This window comes from Aquimarina addita (assembly GCF_039539305.1).
GTDB classification, from domain to species: domain Bacteria; phylum Bacteroidota; class Bacteroidia; order Flavobacteriales; family Flavobacteriaceae; genus Aquimarina; species Aquimarina addita.
In genome coordinates this window covers 231858-250507 of the sequence record NZ_BAABCW010000007.1, presented here as the reverse complement: position 1 = coordinate 250507, position 18650 = coordinate 231858, and the positions used below count along the sequence as shown (strand labels likewise).

The following is an 18650-nucleotide window of genomic DNA, read 5'->3' as shown; positions in this document are numbered from 1 at the left end:
AACTAGGTGGTAAAAGACTTAACTGATCTTGATCGTAAGTCTTGAAGATTACTTTGCGACTCATAATCTAAATTTACAAATAACCGAAATTTTATACAAAAAAAAGACTGCCTTTTTAGACAGCCTCATTTTTTTAAATTTATTAAAACAGTAGCTACAGACTTTTACATTTCAAAAATCAATGGTGTTATTTTAAAATTAATTTTCTGATAGCCTTACCATAAGGTGTTTCCAATACTATGGCATATACTCCTGATACTACCTGCATCGTAAAAGGGATTTCATAAGTATTTTGCCCTGACTTCTGGACTTGAGCTAATATAGTATTATCCGATAACCCAAAAATACTAATACTGATATCTTTTGCTTCCTTGAGCTCAACAGTAACAGTGAAGTTGCCATCTGATGGGTTAGGATAGGCTGTAAATTCTTTGATGCTGACTAATTGATCAGTAGTTGATGTATCTGGATCCTGTCCCTCAAAAACAGTTCCTTCTAAAACTACTACTTTTTGTGTATATGAATCCTGACAATTTCCTAAGGTAGATATCATTGTGATTTCGTATTCTCCTGGAGTAGCAAAGGATAACTCCATTAGATCCTGATCTTTTGCACTAATCTGGGCCTCTTCCGGAACGATCCATTCTATAGTATCTGGCTTAGGATTCGTAATATCTATCATTACAAATTGTTCGTCTGTATATACCTGACTAGTAAATAAAAATGCTGTTGTAATTTCTGTAGCTACCTCATATACTCGTATGCTGTCACTACCCATACATCCTTTGCTGTCGGTAACGGTGGCAGTATAAATACCCGGTTCACTTACCACGATTTCAGCCTGATTATTGCTATACCCAGTGTCAGAACTCCATAAATAGGTAGCATTAGCATCATCTATACGAGCGGATAAAGATGTGGTTTGACCTAAACAAATATATCGTTCTTCTCCTAGGTCGATAGGTACAGGATCAGGGTCAATTATTTCATAGGTGCGTGTCAATGTTTTACCTCTAAACCCTTCTATATTTACTGTATATAGTCCAGCACATAATCCACTGATGGTTTCTGTGGTTTCTCCTGTATCCCATTGATAGGTAAAATCTCCATTTCCTCTATTCACTTCGATAGAAATAGCGGCACTACACTCTCCAGCGCATATCAGTGCCGTAATAGAAGCATCTACAATATCGGGTTGCGTGATCTCATAGGTGTTTTCTATCATACAGGCAGCGCCATCAGAAATGATAACGGTGTATATATCTGCTGTTAAATCCTCTATCGCAGCAGTATTTCCTATAAAACTATTGTCAGAAGCTCTAACCCAGCTAAACGTATACGGAGTCACACCTCCAGCTATCTGTAACTCGATCCTACCATCTGATCCTTCATATGCAGATACATTAGTAAGTACCTCTTGGTCAATCCTGAACTGATCATCCTGATTAATCACCACGATGGTGCGATCACTGATACATCCAAGAGCATCTTCTACCATAATGTTATAAGCTCCTACAGTCAGGTTTTCTATATCTTGAGTGGTAGCTCCCATATCCCAAATCACAGTATAGGGTGGAGTACCTCCTATGATAGATATGTCAATAGCTCCAGTTGTATCACCAGGACAAATTACCTCAGTTGTACCTTCTAAGACTATTTCTAACAGATCAGGTTCTGTAATTTCGAATACTGTAGAGGTAACTTCTGCAGAACTCCCACTATCATCTGTAACAGTAACGGTATATTGACCGGGTGCTAAATCTTCTACCGTAGCATCATTAACGGCTATAAAAGATGGAGTACCTGTTTTCTTCCAGATATATGTATAGGGTTCGATTCCACCTATGGCATTGATTACAATTTTTCCGTCAGAATCTCCCTTACAGTTAACATTCGTTTTTGTACTATCGTCAATCTCCAGTAATGCAGGTGCTGTAATACGAATAGGTTGCGGTAATTCCCCGATACAACCATCACCATTGGTCACTTGAACCGTATACTCACCTTCACCGAGATTGATGAGTCGGGTATCTGTGGATCCACTAGCAGGAACATAAGAAGTATTATCTTTAAACCAAGCAAAAGAAGGAGTACCTATTACATTATTAATATTGATTTCCAGTACTCCTGTTTCACCTCCAAAAATGATATTGTCTTCGTGAGATGCAACCGTTTCAAACACTTCGATTCCCGTAAGAGGTTCAGTAACTTCGAGCGGGTTTCCAAAATTATCAACCGTACAGTTATTCAGATCGGTAACTTCATATTCATAAAACCCAGCTGTAAGATTAGAGACGGTCATTCCTGATTGAGAAAATGAAGGTGTGCCTATTTTGCTCCATATTACTGTATATGCTTCAGGATTAGATACTAAATCTAAAGGCGTTCCTCCGGTAATTACTAATGTAATACTTCCATCATTACCATTTTTACAAGCTACAGGATTTACTGTGGGTATGCTAATGAGTGGCTCTGGGCCTGTTACTTCAAATGATTGTGTAAGACTATTTCCACCCTGATCTGTCACGGTAACTTCATACACTCCTACAGTCACATCAGATAGTGAAGCTTCAGTAGAGCCATCATCCCAGAGATAGGTATAGTTACCACCAGTATTAAGGAATCCTCCTGTAACGTTGGCATTAAGGGTGACTATAGTATAGGAGCAATTCACTGTATCGGGAGATGTAGTAAAGGTAATCTCAATAGGGTTGGGGTCTGTAAGTATAAAGGTTACTTCGTCTGATACACAACCATTACTATCCGTTACGATAAGACCATAGGTTCCTGCATATAAATCCCTCAAACCAGTATTAGTAGATGAGCCCGATGGTGTAAAAACAGCACCATCTTTGGTCCAGGTATAATCTACATAATTCCCCGTTCCACCAGATACTAAAATAGAAATACGTCCATTGTTACCTCCTATAAGTGTAGGATTGATAACAAGCCCGGCAAGACCAGAAACTGCTGGAATATCAGGAAATAATTCATCAATTGTAATAACAGTACTGTTAGTTTCACAATCATTTGTATCCCGAATCGTAATGGTATAATCACCTTTAATCAATTCATCAAAAAGTGTGGTTGTCTGCCAGGTAGTTCCACTATCTATAGAATATTCATAAGGAGCCTTACCTCCTGATGGAGTTACTGTTATACTACCATCATTACCACCACCACATCGTACATTACTTTTAACTCCGGTAACAGATAAGTTGGGAGGGTCGTTCAGTATAAACGGTGTGCTTTCATCATAAGCATCAGGAACTGTATTAATATTATCAAAGCCTTCATTATTGCTTTTAGTCTGCCAGAACAATTTATAAGTCCCACCAGGTAGATTTCTTGGTGTCCAGGTATAGGATCGTCCTGTAAAATCAGTTTTTTCCACTACTTTGGATTCATATCCATCAAAATTGGTGGTGCCATCAATTTGTTTCCATACCTGTAGATTCATTTTTTCTTGTTTGGTGTCATCTAATTCCCGATCAAACGTAACCGTAAAACTACCATTACCATTATCATTTGTATTTATGCTATTGCTACACGAAGGCTGAATGTCGACTATAGGACCGTCTAATTCTGGTGAGCAATTAATAAATTGCAAAGTAATTATATCTGATTTATCTTTATCCTCGGTAGGGTTTTCAATATAATTTATTTGTAAACTAAAATTAGTTGCAGTTTCAATATTAGGAATGTCATTATAATCAAATTCAAAATTTACAGGGTACTCTCCATATGGAAGCAATTCATATTTAATTCCCTTTACAAAGCATTGAACAGAATAACTCATTTGAGTTCCACAATCAAAAACCTTCAATGATTGAGTTTCACATTTTTTTAAATTACTTGAAATCATATCACTATTTTGAGATTCTAAGCTAAAAATAGGAGATATTTTTCCAGTACCCGTTGGAGTAATACAAGATCCAAAGTAACGAAATAAGGTGCAGGAATTGTCATAGTCTTCAAAGTAAACATCATAAGATCCACAAGTTGGATTAGGGTGTATTCTGTCTATTATTGAAATATGACCAAATTGATTTATCTGATTAGCGTATTCAACTACTTCATCTTTTGTTTTAGTATCTGGATTGAGATATACTGGTGAACCCAGATATATTACATCTAGTAGATTGGTGTTGTTATATGCTCTTAATTCATACTGAACAATTTCAAATCCATTGTTAAGATTCCTTGGGGCAGTAGTTGTAAGGTCATATTCTATTTTGTATTTATATTGCCCATGAATTTGAGAAATAAAGAATACTATATTTAAAAAAATAAATAATTTCTTCATATATCTAATGTTTTATTTCATAATTACTTCTCTGAAAACATTTTCATAGATTATTTGCCTATTACTCTTATTCCTAAAGATGCTTTTTATAAAAAGTGTTTTGTTATCCTTCTATTAATTAATATTTTACTTCAATTTCTTCCCAAGTACCTATACTACCATCTTTAAAAACGGGTTTAAATGCGTAGGTATAGGTTGTATTAGCAGTTAATCGCTGGTCGATCCATCGGTTAGTCTCTGGATCCAGACGTTGATATAAAGTAAATGGTTCTTTATTTGATTTTCTGTATACCTGTATTTCTACAGCATCTTTAGCTTTAAGATTCCAGACCAATTGTATCAATTTTTGTTCCCGATCTACTTTAGCGTATAATCCTTTAACGCCTGGTTTTATTAATTGAATGGGTATATCCATCACTACGGCAGGTGTGGGTTCACTCTCCAGCTTACTTTGATCTACTGTAATCAGCGTATATGCATATTTTTTACCGGGTATAGTTTCTATGTCAGCAAATTGCGTAACATTACTATATGGGGTTTCAAAAACTTTTTTCCATGGTTGAGGTATAGAATCACTAGTATCTCTGCGATATACTATGGTGGATGCCCAATCATCGGATGAACTATTGATCCAGGATAGATTCACAATACCGTTTTTAATTTCATAGGTTTTAAATACCGGAGAAGTTGGAGGGATTCTATCTGGTTTTACTAGAATTAAAGTATCTGATGGTATAGATTCATTATATCGATGATCCTCTGCAATTAATCGGTAATACACAGCTTTATCAAAAGAAGTCATATCAATACTATCAATATATGTTTCATTGCGTAAATTCCTTTTAGTAAGCTTAGTAAATTCCTGATCTTTGCGATATGCTCTTAGAATAGTATATCCCTTTAGATCCAGCTCCGTATTCTTTTTCCATTGCAGTGTGACAATACCTAGTGTGTCAATTACTCCTTTCATACCTTCAGGTTTGTTAGGAGGAATACTGTCTACAGGTTGCACCATTGTAGGAGGAGATTCTTTAAAATCTTGATGTTTACCAACCGCTTTTAGCTTAAAATAATTAATATTAGAGAGCGGACCATAGGTTACCTTTTTTTGATCAGGCGCTATACTATCCAGGACTGTTTTATAAGGGCCAATAGCTGTTTTTGCTCTTAATAGTTCATATTTATTTAATTTCCATAATTCTTCTTCGGCAAAGGTCCATTCTAACGCTACCTGATTTTCAGAAGTAATGTTGGCCGATGCAAAAATGGGTTCAGCTTTTATTTCTTTAAAGCCTATAAGTGCTGTCGCTTCAGAAGGTGGGCTTGTTTCGTTAAAATAATTAATGCCTACAATACGATACCAATACTTCTTACCATATTGAGGAATAGAATCGGTATAGGAGACTCCGGAATACGGAGTGTCTGCTAATTTTGTGATAGGTACTTCATTAATTTTTTCAAAAGCTGTTCCATCTTCTGATCGCTCTAAATTATACGCCGTATAGTATGGTAATAGTTGATCATATTCCCATACCAATACGAAGGCATTTTCATAGAAATATCCAAAAAAATCAGTAGGTTGAGGCAATGCTTCAGTGTCTTTTGTACTAATAAAGACTCCGGACGGTTCTACTGTCATGCGGTCTTCCGGGATGGCACTTTTAATATTGTACAAATATTTTTCATTTTCCTTTACATCCGTATCCACAAATCCTAACCCTGCATACTGAGCAACTTCAAAATCTTGATCTATAGCAAATAACGAAAATCCAAAACGGCGATCTAATTCTTCACTTTCATAAAATACCTGTAACAATTCATTTTCTTCCTTATTATTTACCTGAAACGTTGCTCCGTAAATCGCTTGTGCAGCTACTGCTGCCATATCATTGGTGCGCACCAGAGATTCCCAATCCTTAGGAGGTCTGGGTTTTATCGTATCCCCAAAAAGAATTCTTTTTTCAGGACTGGTTAAAGGTTTTCCGTCGCGCAATACGGTTGTTCGTTCTACAATAAAACCATATTGATTACTATATTTCCACGCGTATTTATCCGTTACCGCCCATCGCAAAAGGATGGCGCCGGGTTTCGCAAAAGCTTTGACTACAATTTTCTTTTGTGGTTCCGGTTCTTTTTCCTGCGCAAAACTACCTGTGCTTGCTAATGCAAAAAGGATACTACTGTATAGGATGTAAAGGATGTTTTTCATCAAAAATAATTTTTGTATTCAACACTTATGGTATTACCTGATGTCTTGCTTGGCAATGTATACTGAAACTCTACTTCATAATCTTCTACATTAATATACGGGAAAGATCCATCCATGATGTATTTGTATTTTTCATAAGCATTCATATCAACAGGATTCACGCTGAGATATCTGTTGACAATGACATACTGCAGGTATACAAAATCCTCTTTATATGCCGCTGCAAGATTCCATCGAAAAGGAAAGCGTTCTTTTAGATAATTGTTTTCAGGACTGTTTTGTACATACTCAGTATAGGTAAGTGATGGTTTAATGTTTTTCATAGGCGGTGTTCCCAATATATTTTCATCTCTATTAACTCGAATATTACCATCTAAGGGATAATTTTTGTATAATAATGGGTAAATTTCTGTTTGATAATATTCATCTGATTGCGTTCCTGTTCCTGACATCATTGGTTTATTCAGCGTATATTGTGTTCCAAGAACCTCATTAATATCAAAAGGTTCAAATCTTTGAATTCTAAGTTCTAGTTGAGCTACATTAGACGAACCATCAATAAAGTTATAGTAATCTTCTATGCTCATCGCCTTGATTTTCTTTTTAAAGGTATCATACTTACTTGTACTAAAATTAAATGATAATCGAGTTAAGGAAGCATTATTAGTGGCCTCACCAGTAAGACTATTTTGTGATATAGATACGTCATCATTAATCGAAGTAAAGGTTTCCTCGATGTTTGCGGCAGTGTCCATCGCTTCTCTGGATGTTACCAGTGTATAAGAGATCCCCGTTTCATTAGGTAAATCAGGAATGTTAAAGTTGAGAGTATTGTTTGCTAGATCATAAGAGAAATTAGTTTTTAATACAATTCCTGTCTCTGTAATAAAAAACAATTCGTCTTTAAAACCTGGCGTGCCAAACAGATAATCCTGCCCTTTTTCTAATTGCACATATCCTGTACTACTTTCTTTAGGAAGCATATATTTTTGATCCACAATAGGGTACATATATTCGATATTTTTGAGCGGTATTTTTGTAGGTGCATCACCTGTAGTAAAGGTGATTATTTTTTCTTCGACCACAGGTTGCCCATTCTCTAAAACTGCAACCCATGCGCCGGATGTATATTCATTAAACTGAACTTTTACGGTAACCTTACATTTCTCATTGGGGGGTAGAATATCATCAGATTCAAAAATCATAATATCTTTACTGGTATTCCATATTTGTTCTCCCACAAGATCTCCAGACTCAGATTGTATACTAATCTCCTTGAGTTCGACTTGATATTTTTTTGTACTTACATCATCAGCAATTTCTACCACTTCGCCTATGGGAACATTAAAAGCTACCTGCACGGCACTAAATACATCCACATCTGTATCATTCTGTGCTGGTGAAATATCAGAGATAATCACGACTTCTTGTAAGCCTGTTTTTCCTATAATTTCACATTCCTCACCAATAATCACCTTTAGTCTTGCCTGTATCGTCACTACACCCAGCACTCTTACTTTTACTCCGGCATACCCTTTTACATACCATGGATTTGGTAACTGACCCTGAGCTAATAGTGCCACCCCTGCCTTCAGAATAGGGACTTTTTTCTTCATGCCAAAAATTTTGATTTGAGCGCCTATTTCGCCTTGAAGAAATGCATATAACTGACCTGTAGCATACCATCCATCCATCCCAATAGGACCTGTTCTGCCTTTACATTGGGCATTTCCAAAATCTTTCATCATAAGATCAAATCCAACACCTGCACGTACAGAAGCATAGATGATGCCCCAGTCAAAACTTTTGCCGATCTCTACATAAGCGCCAAACGCATATCCGGTTCCTTGTGCTAATTGGTTTTCAAAGTTTCTGCCAAAGACCAATTCATCTCCTTTAAGATTTAGAATATCAATTACCTCTGGTTTTGGCAATGCAGGTGGTTCTAAGATGGTTCCTAGCATAAAATACAGATCAAAAGAAGCATCAAACGGACCAATAGGAATTCCTGCTACCCCAAATCGCTTTGTAGGTGTTCCTATATAGATATACCAATCATTAGGAGAGTCATAAAATTCTATATATCCCAATCTGTTTTTTTCTCCTGCACCTTTAATCTTTCCTAGATTTAGAAATACATCAAACATTCCCCAATAGGTATCATTTGTGAAATCAAAATCAATCGCTAATTGTGCAGCAAATTTTTCCTCACCTGTCAGGATATCCGGGAACACATGTGTAGCAAAATATTTGATTCCTTCCTTATCAATAGACATACTGCTAAAATTGGGTAAGGTTTTCTCTTTTTCTGCTTGTTTTTCCTGCATTTCGGTTACAGTTCCAAATGGTGAACCATCACCCGATCCGCCAGAGCCACCAGACATCAGTGCTGCACCCCCATAGAATCCAATCCTGCTTAATCCACCACCTGCAGTAGGAGTAAGAAAACTCATTTCGATAGCAAAAAGCCCTGTGAAGGTAGCACCACCTTTTACCTTAAAAGCTGCCATCGCTTTAAAGCCTAATTCAGTATCAATATCAGGTTGATAGGCAACCCCAGACATGCTGTGAATTACTTTCTCTTCCATACCAGCCTTGCGCATATGATGATATACCCCACCGCCTAGTTCAATAATTTGCAAACTCTTATCACTGTCATTAGATGTAGGTTTCCCAAATGCATCGACATACCAATATCTAAAATCATCCTTTCGTCCAAAAATCCCTTTGGCTTCAAGCTCTATTTTTAAACTTTCTGCATACATTTTTAGCTTACCGGATAATCCTTTGCCATATACAGGATCATCTTTAAAGAAATTTAATTCTCCGGAGAATTCGAAATTTTTTCTTTTTACATCTACTTGTACAGCATCCACTTCTATATTGTCATATTCCCATTTGAGATAATCTCCTTCCACGAGTTTCCCCATAATTCTAAATTTGACATCTCCTTTAATTCCTGTTTTGTCTAAATTAAGAAAGGCATTGAGACCGATTTCTGCGCGATCATCTTCATATACTTTTGTTTTGACATCATAGAAGCCTAATTGAAATCCTGCAATCTCGGGTAAGGCAATAGTATCTTTAAAACCCATATATTTAATAGATAAATACGGGCGTGACTTTGTCTGTATTTTAAAATTTTGAAAAGATAATCCTTCAAAATTAAGAGCTTCAACATCACTTACATCGCTATTTTCATTTTGACTGGAGATTGTGTCCATTGATGTTTTCTGCTCCTGATTAAATGCCATAAGACCCGTCAAATTAGCCTCGGGATAGAAGGATCCGTTATCGACTTCCATTTTGATATACGATTCTGGAAACAGCTTGGCTTTGCTCTTGAAAATATTAAAATCTACATCATCTCCAATATCCACACGAATGGAATATTGATGATCCGCAGTAATTAATCCTTTATAGTTTAACGCTCCATTACTACTGCTGTCTGACTTGCTAATGGGTAGTACCAGTTGACCGCTAAAATCAGCCTTAGTAAAATGATTCACCTGCAATACTACATTCAATGAGTCCAGAGAATATTGCCATTTGGCCGCGTTTCCTTCATTGATATTAAATAGATCGGTGGCAAAAAAGTTTCCTGAGACGCCAAAGTTATCTATCAGAAGCCCTTTTGCTCCAAAAGAAATTCGCTCATCAGATGTAGTGATCTGAAATTCTGGAGGCAACGTAATCGACACCTCTTCTCCATAAAATCCTCTCCATAATTCTGGTTGCTCTGTAGGGATTAATTGTTGTTGCTCATAGATTTCTGGAAATTTAACGACTGGATCGTTTTGCGTATCACTAAGATCGAGCACTACATTTTTCATGGCAAAAGACCAGCCGGGAAGTGGTTTTAATTCAAATTTAGGAAGGTCAATGTGTATTAATAGATCCTGTAATGAACTGGCAACAAAGCTAAAACCAGCACCTACATAACTCTCATTACCTGTTGGATTTTTTCCATCTTGTGGGGTCGTTTCTGCAGGAAATTTTTTAGTATTATCATCATTGAGCGGGATGGCTACTGTTTTTGCGATGCGAACATCCGCTTCGAGTGCTATTTCATTTACTTTACCGGTACAGTCAATTTTAATATAGGTCTGTTTAGTTGCTGTACCATCATTTTCTAAACCTCCTTTAAAGGTGATGAGCCATTGCCCGCCACTTTGTCCTACAGGCATATCACCCAGAAGGTTTAATTGTGCCTCTCCGTAGATTCCTCCTTCATGGGATATTTTTACATTATTTGCTCCAAAAAATAATTCTGTACTGAGTTCACCCAGCGTAAGTTTAGCAAACAAATCTACCTCTGCATAATTGGCGTGTAGCTTTGCTTTTATAATCCCGATGGTGATTGAGGAATTTTGTGAGACGCTTTTTTTGATCCCTACAGGGAATTCGAGTAGTTCCTGACCACTTAGGATACTGATAAAACTTTGTTGCTTTTCTATTTCTTCAAACAATGCTTTTGCAGTATTGATCAGTGAATCGGTTTTTGGTGTGGGTTTATATATTTTTTTGATATAGTCGTTAGTGAATTCTGCAACTCCCTGAAAGAAATTTTCTGTAGGTGCTGCTGTTATCGATGTTTTTAACTCCGGAAAAGACCTAAACTGTTTGCTGTTATAGCTACGCAGAGCGTTTGCCTTTTTAGCCTCGTGGGCTATTCGTTTTGCTTTAAAAGCTGCGAGTCTTTGTAATGCTTCCGGATGTAATTTTTTTGCAGCAGGATTTTTATAAACAGGATCTATAGTTTCCTTAGTCTTAACCAATAAAGAATCTTTATCCGTATGGGCAAATCCAATTACTGATAGGAGTAAAGTTAATATCAATAGGTAGTATTGTTTTATCATACTTGGTTTATTTCTTATTCACCATCCCCTTAGTTCTTCTTATTTCTGAATGAGGGAGTTAGAGATGGATGTTGTATATATTTTTATTTTAGAATTATATTATAAATTTTTACTCGTTGCTGGCACCGGTTGTAAACTGACGCTAGTGGGGGATTAATGCTTAACTATTACTTTTATTATATTCAAAAGCACGGATCATATTTTCTTTTACTTTAAAAAAGTTTCCATTGGTGATTCCTACATTTTCTAATTCTTGCTTTATTTCTTCACTTATATAAAGTAAATTTGGTAATCCCCACAAAACATCATAGTCATGTTTATAAACTTTATTTAAAAAATCTAAGTCGTTACGTTTTATCTTAATCTCTCCACTACCTAGTTTTTCTTCATAAGTTCCTAAAAAGGAATTCTTGCCAAATGCTATATTATTGTACGAATCTAAACTTTTAATTATCCCTTCAGGATGTGTTTTGATAGATATCTTTTTATAGTCTACATCTCTTTTGCTTTCTATAAATGTGCATTTGAGGTAATCTATATATTCATCTCCATATACACCTTTACCAATCATATGAAAAACAAAATAATCTTTTCTCGTTTCTTTATAATGTTTACAGAATAATTCTGTAGGGTAAAAGCGATGGGGTGGTAAATTGTATTTTTCTAATATTTCTTTTACTTTTTGGGTCATAATCATAAAGGCACCAGCTTTATGCGTCAACCCTCCAATAGTAAAATCAGATGACCAATTAATCACATCTTTAAAAGGAGTGTCTCCTTTCCATTGCGATAAGTCCTGATATGAATCTACTAAATCCATTTTTACAGGATAATTTTCTTCTTTTACCCACTCATTATTATCAATAGGGACAAATACCTTACGCATTTGATTACGTTCTAATATCGCTTTCCATTGAAAAGCATTAATTCTAAAATTATAAAAATTCATTTTTATTTAATCTAGCATTTGAAATAATTCTGATCCATCTGAACTTATTAAGTCATCAACCTTCGTACGTAACCAAACTCCATTTTCAAAAGTTCCTTTTACACTTTTTTCCTCTAATAACTTTTTAATTCCTTTTTGTATGTTTTTGATGTCATTATCTAGTAAATCAATCGCAACATCTTCTCCTCTTAGTAAATGTATGTTCCAACGTTCATTTAGAACTGTTATTAATGCATCATTATATTGAATATGGTTAGCGTGTACACCTTTTCCTGCGACAAAGCCTTCTAACATAATTAGATTATCTAAGGTTTTTTCACCATTAATATCTAGGTTAGAAAGTCCTTTGGCTTCGTACCATTTTCTGAAACCGGGAGATTTAAATAATTCTATTACTAATATATGATGTGATTGAAAACCATTAAAATTACCTTTTGTAACTAAATCATTAAAAAACTTTGTCCAATCCTTCCCTTCCACTACATACTCAACACCATCAACGTTAAACTTGTAAAGGTCTCTAACTCTATCAAATTCTGTTTCAGATAATGTAGCTAATAATTTTTTGTTATTTGTGCTTACATTTCCTGCCTGTCTTACAGATGCGTAACAGTTTTCATAACCAAATTTTTGTAATAATGCAGCTAAGTTCTCCCCTCTTTTACCATAATGTATCACGGCATTTTCTACAGTATTTTTTCCTAAAGAGATTTCATCTATCATTTTGTAATTAAACTGCGTATTTACCTCGTCTCCATATTTTCTTAATTCCAACCAAATATCAATATGTTCTTCTTCAAGGTTTTTGAGATTATAGACCAACAAATCATCTTTTTTAACACTACCAAAAGGCTTTGTGTCAGAATAAATTTTGTTAGTACTAATTGTTTTTAAGAAATCATCTTGTTGCGCCTTAGTTAGTTTGTTAAAACTGGGTAAGATATTTGAAAAACCATCTAAATTCGAAAAACTTTTTGCTAAAGGATCAAAGTCTTGTAATACCTTCCAGGCATCTATATGTGCATCGGTAATATCATCTAATCTTTTAATTAATAAATCCCCAGCGTTAATTACAACAGGCTTTGTTACTCTTGTTTTATGTAATATATCTGCTACAAATTTTGCTTTTTCATCAACATTTGTGAATTTGTTTTCTATTCTTCTTACTAAGTCTGGGCTAAGTTCATTCAGTTTAGCCCAATTTATATCATCTACTGTTCTTGTAGAAAGCTCTAAGAAATCATCTAAATAATCGGCATCCTTTATACCATCAGGAGCACGTGGTTTTAGATTATCAGGTAAAACCTCTTTTTTGCCTTCAGTGAGCTGGTACCATTTTGTATCACCACCTATTTCTCTAGGTACATTAGTAATAAAGCCATCATTGTGTACTCTTATATAACCATCTGTTGCGTGTACTATAAAATCATTGCCTAAGGCACTAGCAAAACTTTGTGCTCCTTCTAGGCTTGTACACGAAAGTAGCCTAACTGTTTTATTATTGGGGTGTTGTTCTTGTAAGTATTTCTTTATCTTAATATAATCAGTAATTTCTACTCCATCGACAATTAATTTATTATCTGCTCCATGGATGACAATATCTATAACTCCATCAGTAGTTTTAGTTTCAATTTTACTTAACCTAGATGTAGCTGTTGCTATATCTCCTCCAAGCACAATCATATGATTGCTAGTTACAATATCTCCAACACCTTCGATAGTATTTATTACAAAACCGTCTGCTTTTAGCATGTATTTAGCGTCATCGATATTTCTGCCGATAACTTGTACTACTAATTCTTCTCCTTCATCCAGCGCAGCATTGATCTCTTTTAAAGAATATTTTACTTCACTAGAGCCTTCTAGTCCAGCTTTAATTAATTTAAATTGCTTGTATGCGGCTGCACCATATTGTGCGTATGAAAATAATACTACCCCTGCTGCATATTCTGTTGCGCGAGCTCCATCTTGATTATAACTTGCAAATAGTAAACCAGTAAAATCAAAAATAATATCGCCCCCTATTGGAGCAAAAATAAGAGAACCTGCATCGATCATGCCATAAATGACATCATTGCGATTAATATCTCCGTCGTAAAAATGTGTTTTAGTATTTAAAATATCATAAGTACCAAAGGTATACTCTATTTTAACTACAAATTCAAACGTTTCTGATTTATCAAAATGAAAAGCTCCATATCTCATTTGAAGTCCGCTTTTGAAACTTTCATTAGTAATGTATACTTCTCTTAGTTCTATAGCTCCTTCAACAAGTTCAAAATAATCTTTTGTATTGTTGAAAATAGCTTCGTGATCTTTTTTTCCTGCTAATAGTACATTTTCGTCATATCTTTTTTTCCATTCAGCAAATTCTAGTTCATATTCTAATTTTTCTGAGAATTTTGCATCTTTTTTTAGCGCTTTTGGTTTTTCATCTTTAATTTCCTTTAAAATTTTTAAATAGGGAGATTTTAATGTTTCTAAAGAATTGATTAAAGGGAAACCTCTTACGTTATTACGAGATCTTTTTTCCAAAGAATCAAAAGACCCATCTCCTTTTACAACAGTAGCAAATAGGTTTAAAGGTTTTTCAATTGTACTATAGAAACTTAGAATATCTGTAAAAGGCGTAACTCCTGTCTCTATTTTTGATGGTTGTATGATATTAGAACTATTTTGAGAATAACTTATATTGTAACAAGCATCGTTATTAAATAAACCTACCCCAAAAATTGACTCATAATCTGAGAAAGAAATAACAACATGTACTACTTTTTTTCCGGCAACTAAAGATTGTTTGTTTTTTAGACTAATATCAGCCATTTCGGTTAACTTAGTATTAGAAATGGTAGTGTTGTTATCTATTGTTAATAATGTAACAACCATATACGTATCTTTTGTATAATGCGTAAGTAGGTGTAATTTGTCCTCTAGAATATCAAAGTTTTTGGATTGATCTAGAATATCAGGGTTGGTTATATTAGCAAATTGGATATGATTATAATTGCCTTTTGCTCTTACCTCTATTGTTTTCGTGTTTTCTATTCCTGATAGAGCTTTTTCTAAAGCCTTGTCTATTTCTGTTTGATAATAATCAAATCTTGATTTATGATCTTCCCGAGTGTCATCTAATAAGGTAAAATTAGAACAGATATTATTTGTCTCAGGTTCTTTACACCTAACAGCTACTTTGGCTTCAAATATATCGGAAGTATAATCAATAGTTGTACCTTTTAATCCACGTGCATTGCGCCACTTCGTTTTATAAAGCTCATTATCACAAGGTTTTATGTATTTAAATAAGTAAACATATTCATCTGCAGATAAATTTAGATATTTTATACCTTCTAAATCTACTCCTGCATCAGTCGTAAAAGAATTACCATTAGATTTAAAGGTTTCACCTTTATACTTAATCCCTCTTATTGCTCCATTTGGAATATTAATCAGATCTGATGGAGAGACTAAAGTTGATTCATTTTCAAAAGTAAAAGGTTTCCAATCAGAAGTTAAGAAAATTCTTCCGCTAAGCTCCCCACCAGCATCATCCTGAAACAAAAACAAGTCTAAATCGGGATCACTCATGGTTGCCCAGTTGGGGTAGCCTAATTCTGTACCACTACCATAATCCATTAGCCAAGTACTTGCTTCGCCTGCGTTGTCTATGTTTTCGCCAAAAGGATGCCCTAGTGTAAATACCCCATGACCTAGCTCGTGAGCAGCCACATGAAGTGCAGAACCTTTGTTTTCTAAACCGGCACTTAGGTGTTTTTCAAAAACAAAGCCCCATTGCCTGGTTTTTGGCATAAAACCGCTTAATGGTTTAGAAACCGTAAAGTCATCGCTTAATACAAAAATGAAATATTGTTGAGAATCGTAGTATGGGTATTGTTTTTTAAACTCCTGATAGATATTTTTTAATTCTGTAGGGTAATCTGATAAGAGACCACTCCCATCATAATCGATGATCCCATTTTTGTCTCCTGTATCCCAGGAATCCTGAGTTATTGTGATATCAATGACCTCTGGTTTGACCTTAAATTTTCCTCCGGCTTTGCCAAAAATATTAGTAAGACCCGTTTCGAGATTGGAGATATTGTTTCCACCATTAACAGTAACTACTTGTACCGGGATCTCCTTTTGGTTGACTATATGGTGTATAAAGAAACTAGCTGCAATTTTGTATTTGTTATCGGTGTCAAGATACGTGACTACACATTCCTTATTTTGATATGGATTTACACCAGTAACAGTAATTTTATAAGTATTGGTGCCTTCTATTCGCTCGTGTGGTATTGCGGTGTTGTCTACTGTTTTGATAATAAGGCTATCAATATTGATTTTGGCATCAGTGATTTCGATATCCGCATAAAAAATATCACGCTCCCCTTGTACTGCTGCTTTATGTGGTGGATAATAGGTGGTACCATCTGTAGTTGGAATTCTAGGATACGTTGCGTTTTCATAGTCATTATTAACCAGATCTAAGGCAAATCGAGTATCCTCACCCGTTTTAAAGGTAACTTTCACCTTATCGTTAGTAATCAAATCTACATAGGGATCTTGTATGGTACCCGCATGGTCACCTGATCGGAAACCGTCTGTGTTGGTATTGGTTAATGCCGGTGAAGGATCTCCCTGACCGGTCTGGGTAACGTTTCCGTCTTTATCGATAGTATATTCATCTCCACTGGCATCTGTAATAGTATACGTATCACCTTCATCATGATCATGGGTATCTGTAGAGCCATCTGGTTTGGTAATTACAATTTGACCATCGGTGACACTGATATCATTTGCATCGATTTCATAATCAAGGTTTATAGGTACAACATCATCACCAGTAAAAACATCAACAATATCTTCGGCGACATCAATAACATCATCTACATTCAGGATATTACCCCAGGTGGCATCATACACAGTTAATACAGTACCTTCTGCTAATTGATTTTCTGAATTGATAAATATATTGGTAAAGGTTACAGCTATTTTAATACTATTAAAATACGGGAAGGATACATATCCTTTTCCTGTAAAACGTCCGCTACTACCACTGGCTTCCATCACCTTGACCGGAAAATCTCCCGCTTTAAATACGCCCCCAGGTAATAATTGTTCTAAGGGAACCATGAGTTCAATATTCATATCAGGAGAAATACCACAATCAACAAGACCACTGGCATCGTCTTCTTCTAAGGTGGTAAAGGTTTGTACAGTAGAAAAATCGCTGTCCGAGATTAAACATGTTTTTTTGACCTGATATTCATAGGTAGCTCCAGCTCTAAGATCCCATAGAGTTAACCAATTGCTAGTGGTTCTCGAGAAAAACCATTCATTACCGTTTCCTTTTTCGCGGTAGCGTACTATAAACTCCGGGATATCTGTCGTAAAGTCATCCCAGAAGATATTGGTTTGTTGTGCTCCCTTCACCTCATGATATACATTAGTAGGCATATCGCAGGGTGCAGTATAGTTAAACCAATATATTTCGCTAAAACCATTGTTTTTAAATAACCCGATCTCTTCTGCACCATTTAACGCTTTTGCTTGTACTCGCCATGCATACCGTTTGTTAGACAACAGTAAAGGATCGGCTGGACTATATAAATAAGAGGTGTTTGTTGTAGTGGTCTGAAAAATGGGAGGAGACGCTAAAAATGCAGCTTGTGGATTGATTGTTTGATCCCAGATCTCTACCATACTTAATTCATACTGAACATTACTAACATTAATATGTCTTGGAGTCCACTGGAATAATAAATTAATAGGATTTTGTTCCTCAATATCGATCTGATTATAAGGAGTAACAAGCAGTGGGGGTTCATTCTGAAAAATATAGGTAGACGCACATGATTTTTGTGAGATGCGAACTCCCGTTAAGGCATCGTATACCTCAAAACAAAACTGGTAAGATCCTTCTGGAATTACCTGACCATAAGCCGAGGGTGAAATTCCTGAAACATTTCCAAAGGCAAAGTAGGGGGCAAGTTCTACATTTGTCAATAGTAGTGGTACTCCGCCTTCTAAGAATAAAGAGGGAGCTCCTGTGATAATATCATTAGTTTCAAAAGTAATTCCGTTACCTTCAAAATATGCTTTCAGTTTAACTTCTCTGGTCCCTATAAAAAGATCATTTAATATGAGCTGAACGCGCAGCGGACTATTGATGGATGAGGCATCTGCATAAGATGACAAATAAATAGGAGCCGGGGGTACAGTCTGAGGTACTACAGTTACAGGAAATGTCTGAGAAATGAGACTTATCCAGGGAAATAATAGTAGTAAAAACAGAAAGTGTAGCTGTTTATTCATAAGTCAGGTTAA

The 18650-nt window shown here is 35.5% G+C and carries 5 protein-coding genes; all 5 read right to left on the bottom strand.

The annotated features are described in order from the left end of the window. Positions 1-187: 187 nt before the first annotated feature. A complete protein-coding gene (locus ABD816_RS11040) occupies positions 188-4306 on the bottom strand; it encodes a T9SS type A sorting domain-containing protein (protein WP_344927317.1) in 4119 nt (1372 codons plus the stop codon). Between the two features lie 118 nt (positions 4307-4424). After that, positions 4425-6515 (bottom strand): fibronectin type III domain-containing protein, encoded by a 2091-nt coding sequence (locus ABD816_RS11035; RefSeq protein WP_344927315.1) that lies wholly within the window; start codon positions 6513-6515, stop codon positions 4425-4427. Continuing rightward, positions 6515-11374, bottom strand: coding sequence for a hypothetical protein (locus ABD816_RS11030; RefSeq protein WP_344927314.1), 4860 nt, complete (start codon positions 11372-11374; stop codon positions 6515-6517). Before ABD816_RS11030 ends, ABD816_RS11035 begins: the two co-directional genes overlap by 1 nt. 160 nt (positions 11375-11534) lie before the next feature. Continuing rightward, positions 11535-12323, bottom strand: coding sequence for a hypothetical protein (locus tag ABD816_RS11025; RefSeq protein ID WP_344927313.1), 789 nt, complete (start codon positions 12321-12323; stop codon positions 11535-11537). A gap of 6 nt (positions 12324-12329) precedes the next feature. Continuing rightward, positions 12330-18638: a hypothetical protein gene (locus ABD816_RS11020; protein WP_344927311.1), complete on the bottom strand. Its 6309-nt coding sequence runs from the start codon at positions 18636-18638 to the stop codon at positions 12330-12332. Positions 18639-18650 lie beyond the last annotated feature (12 nt).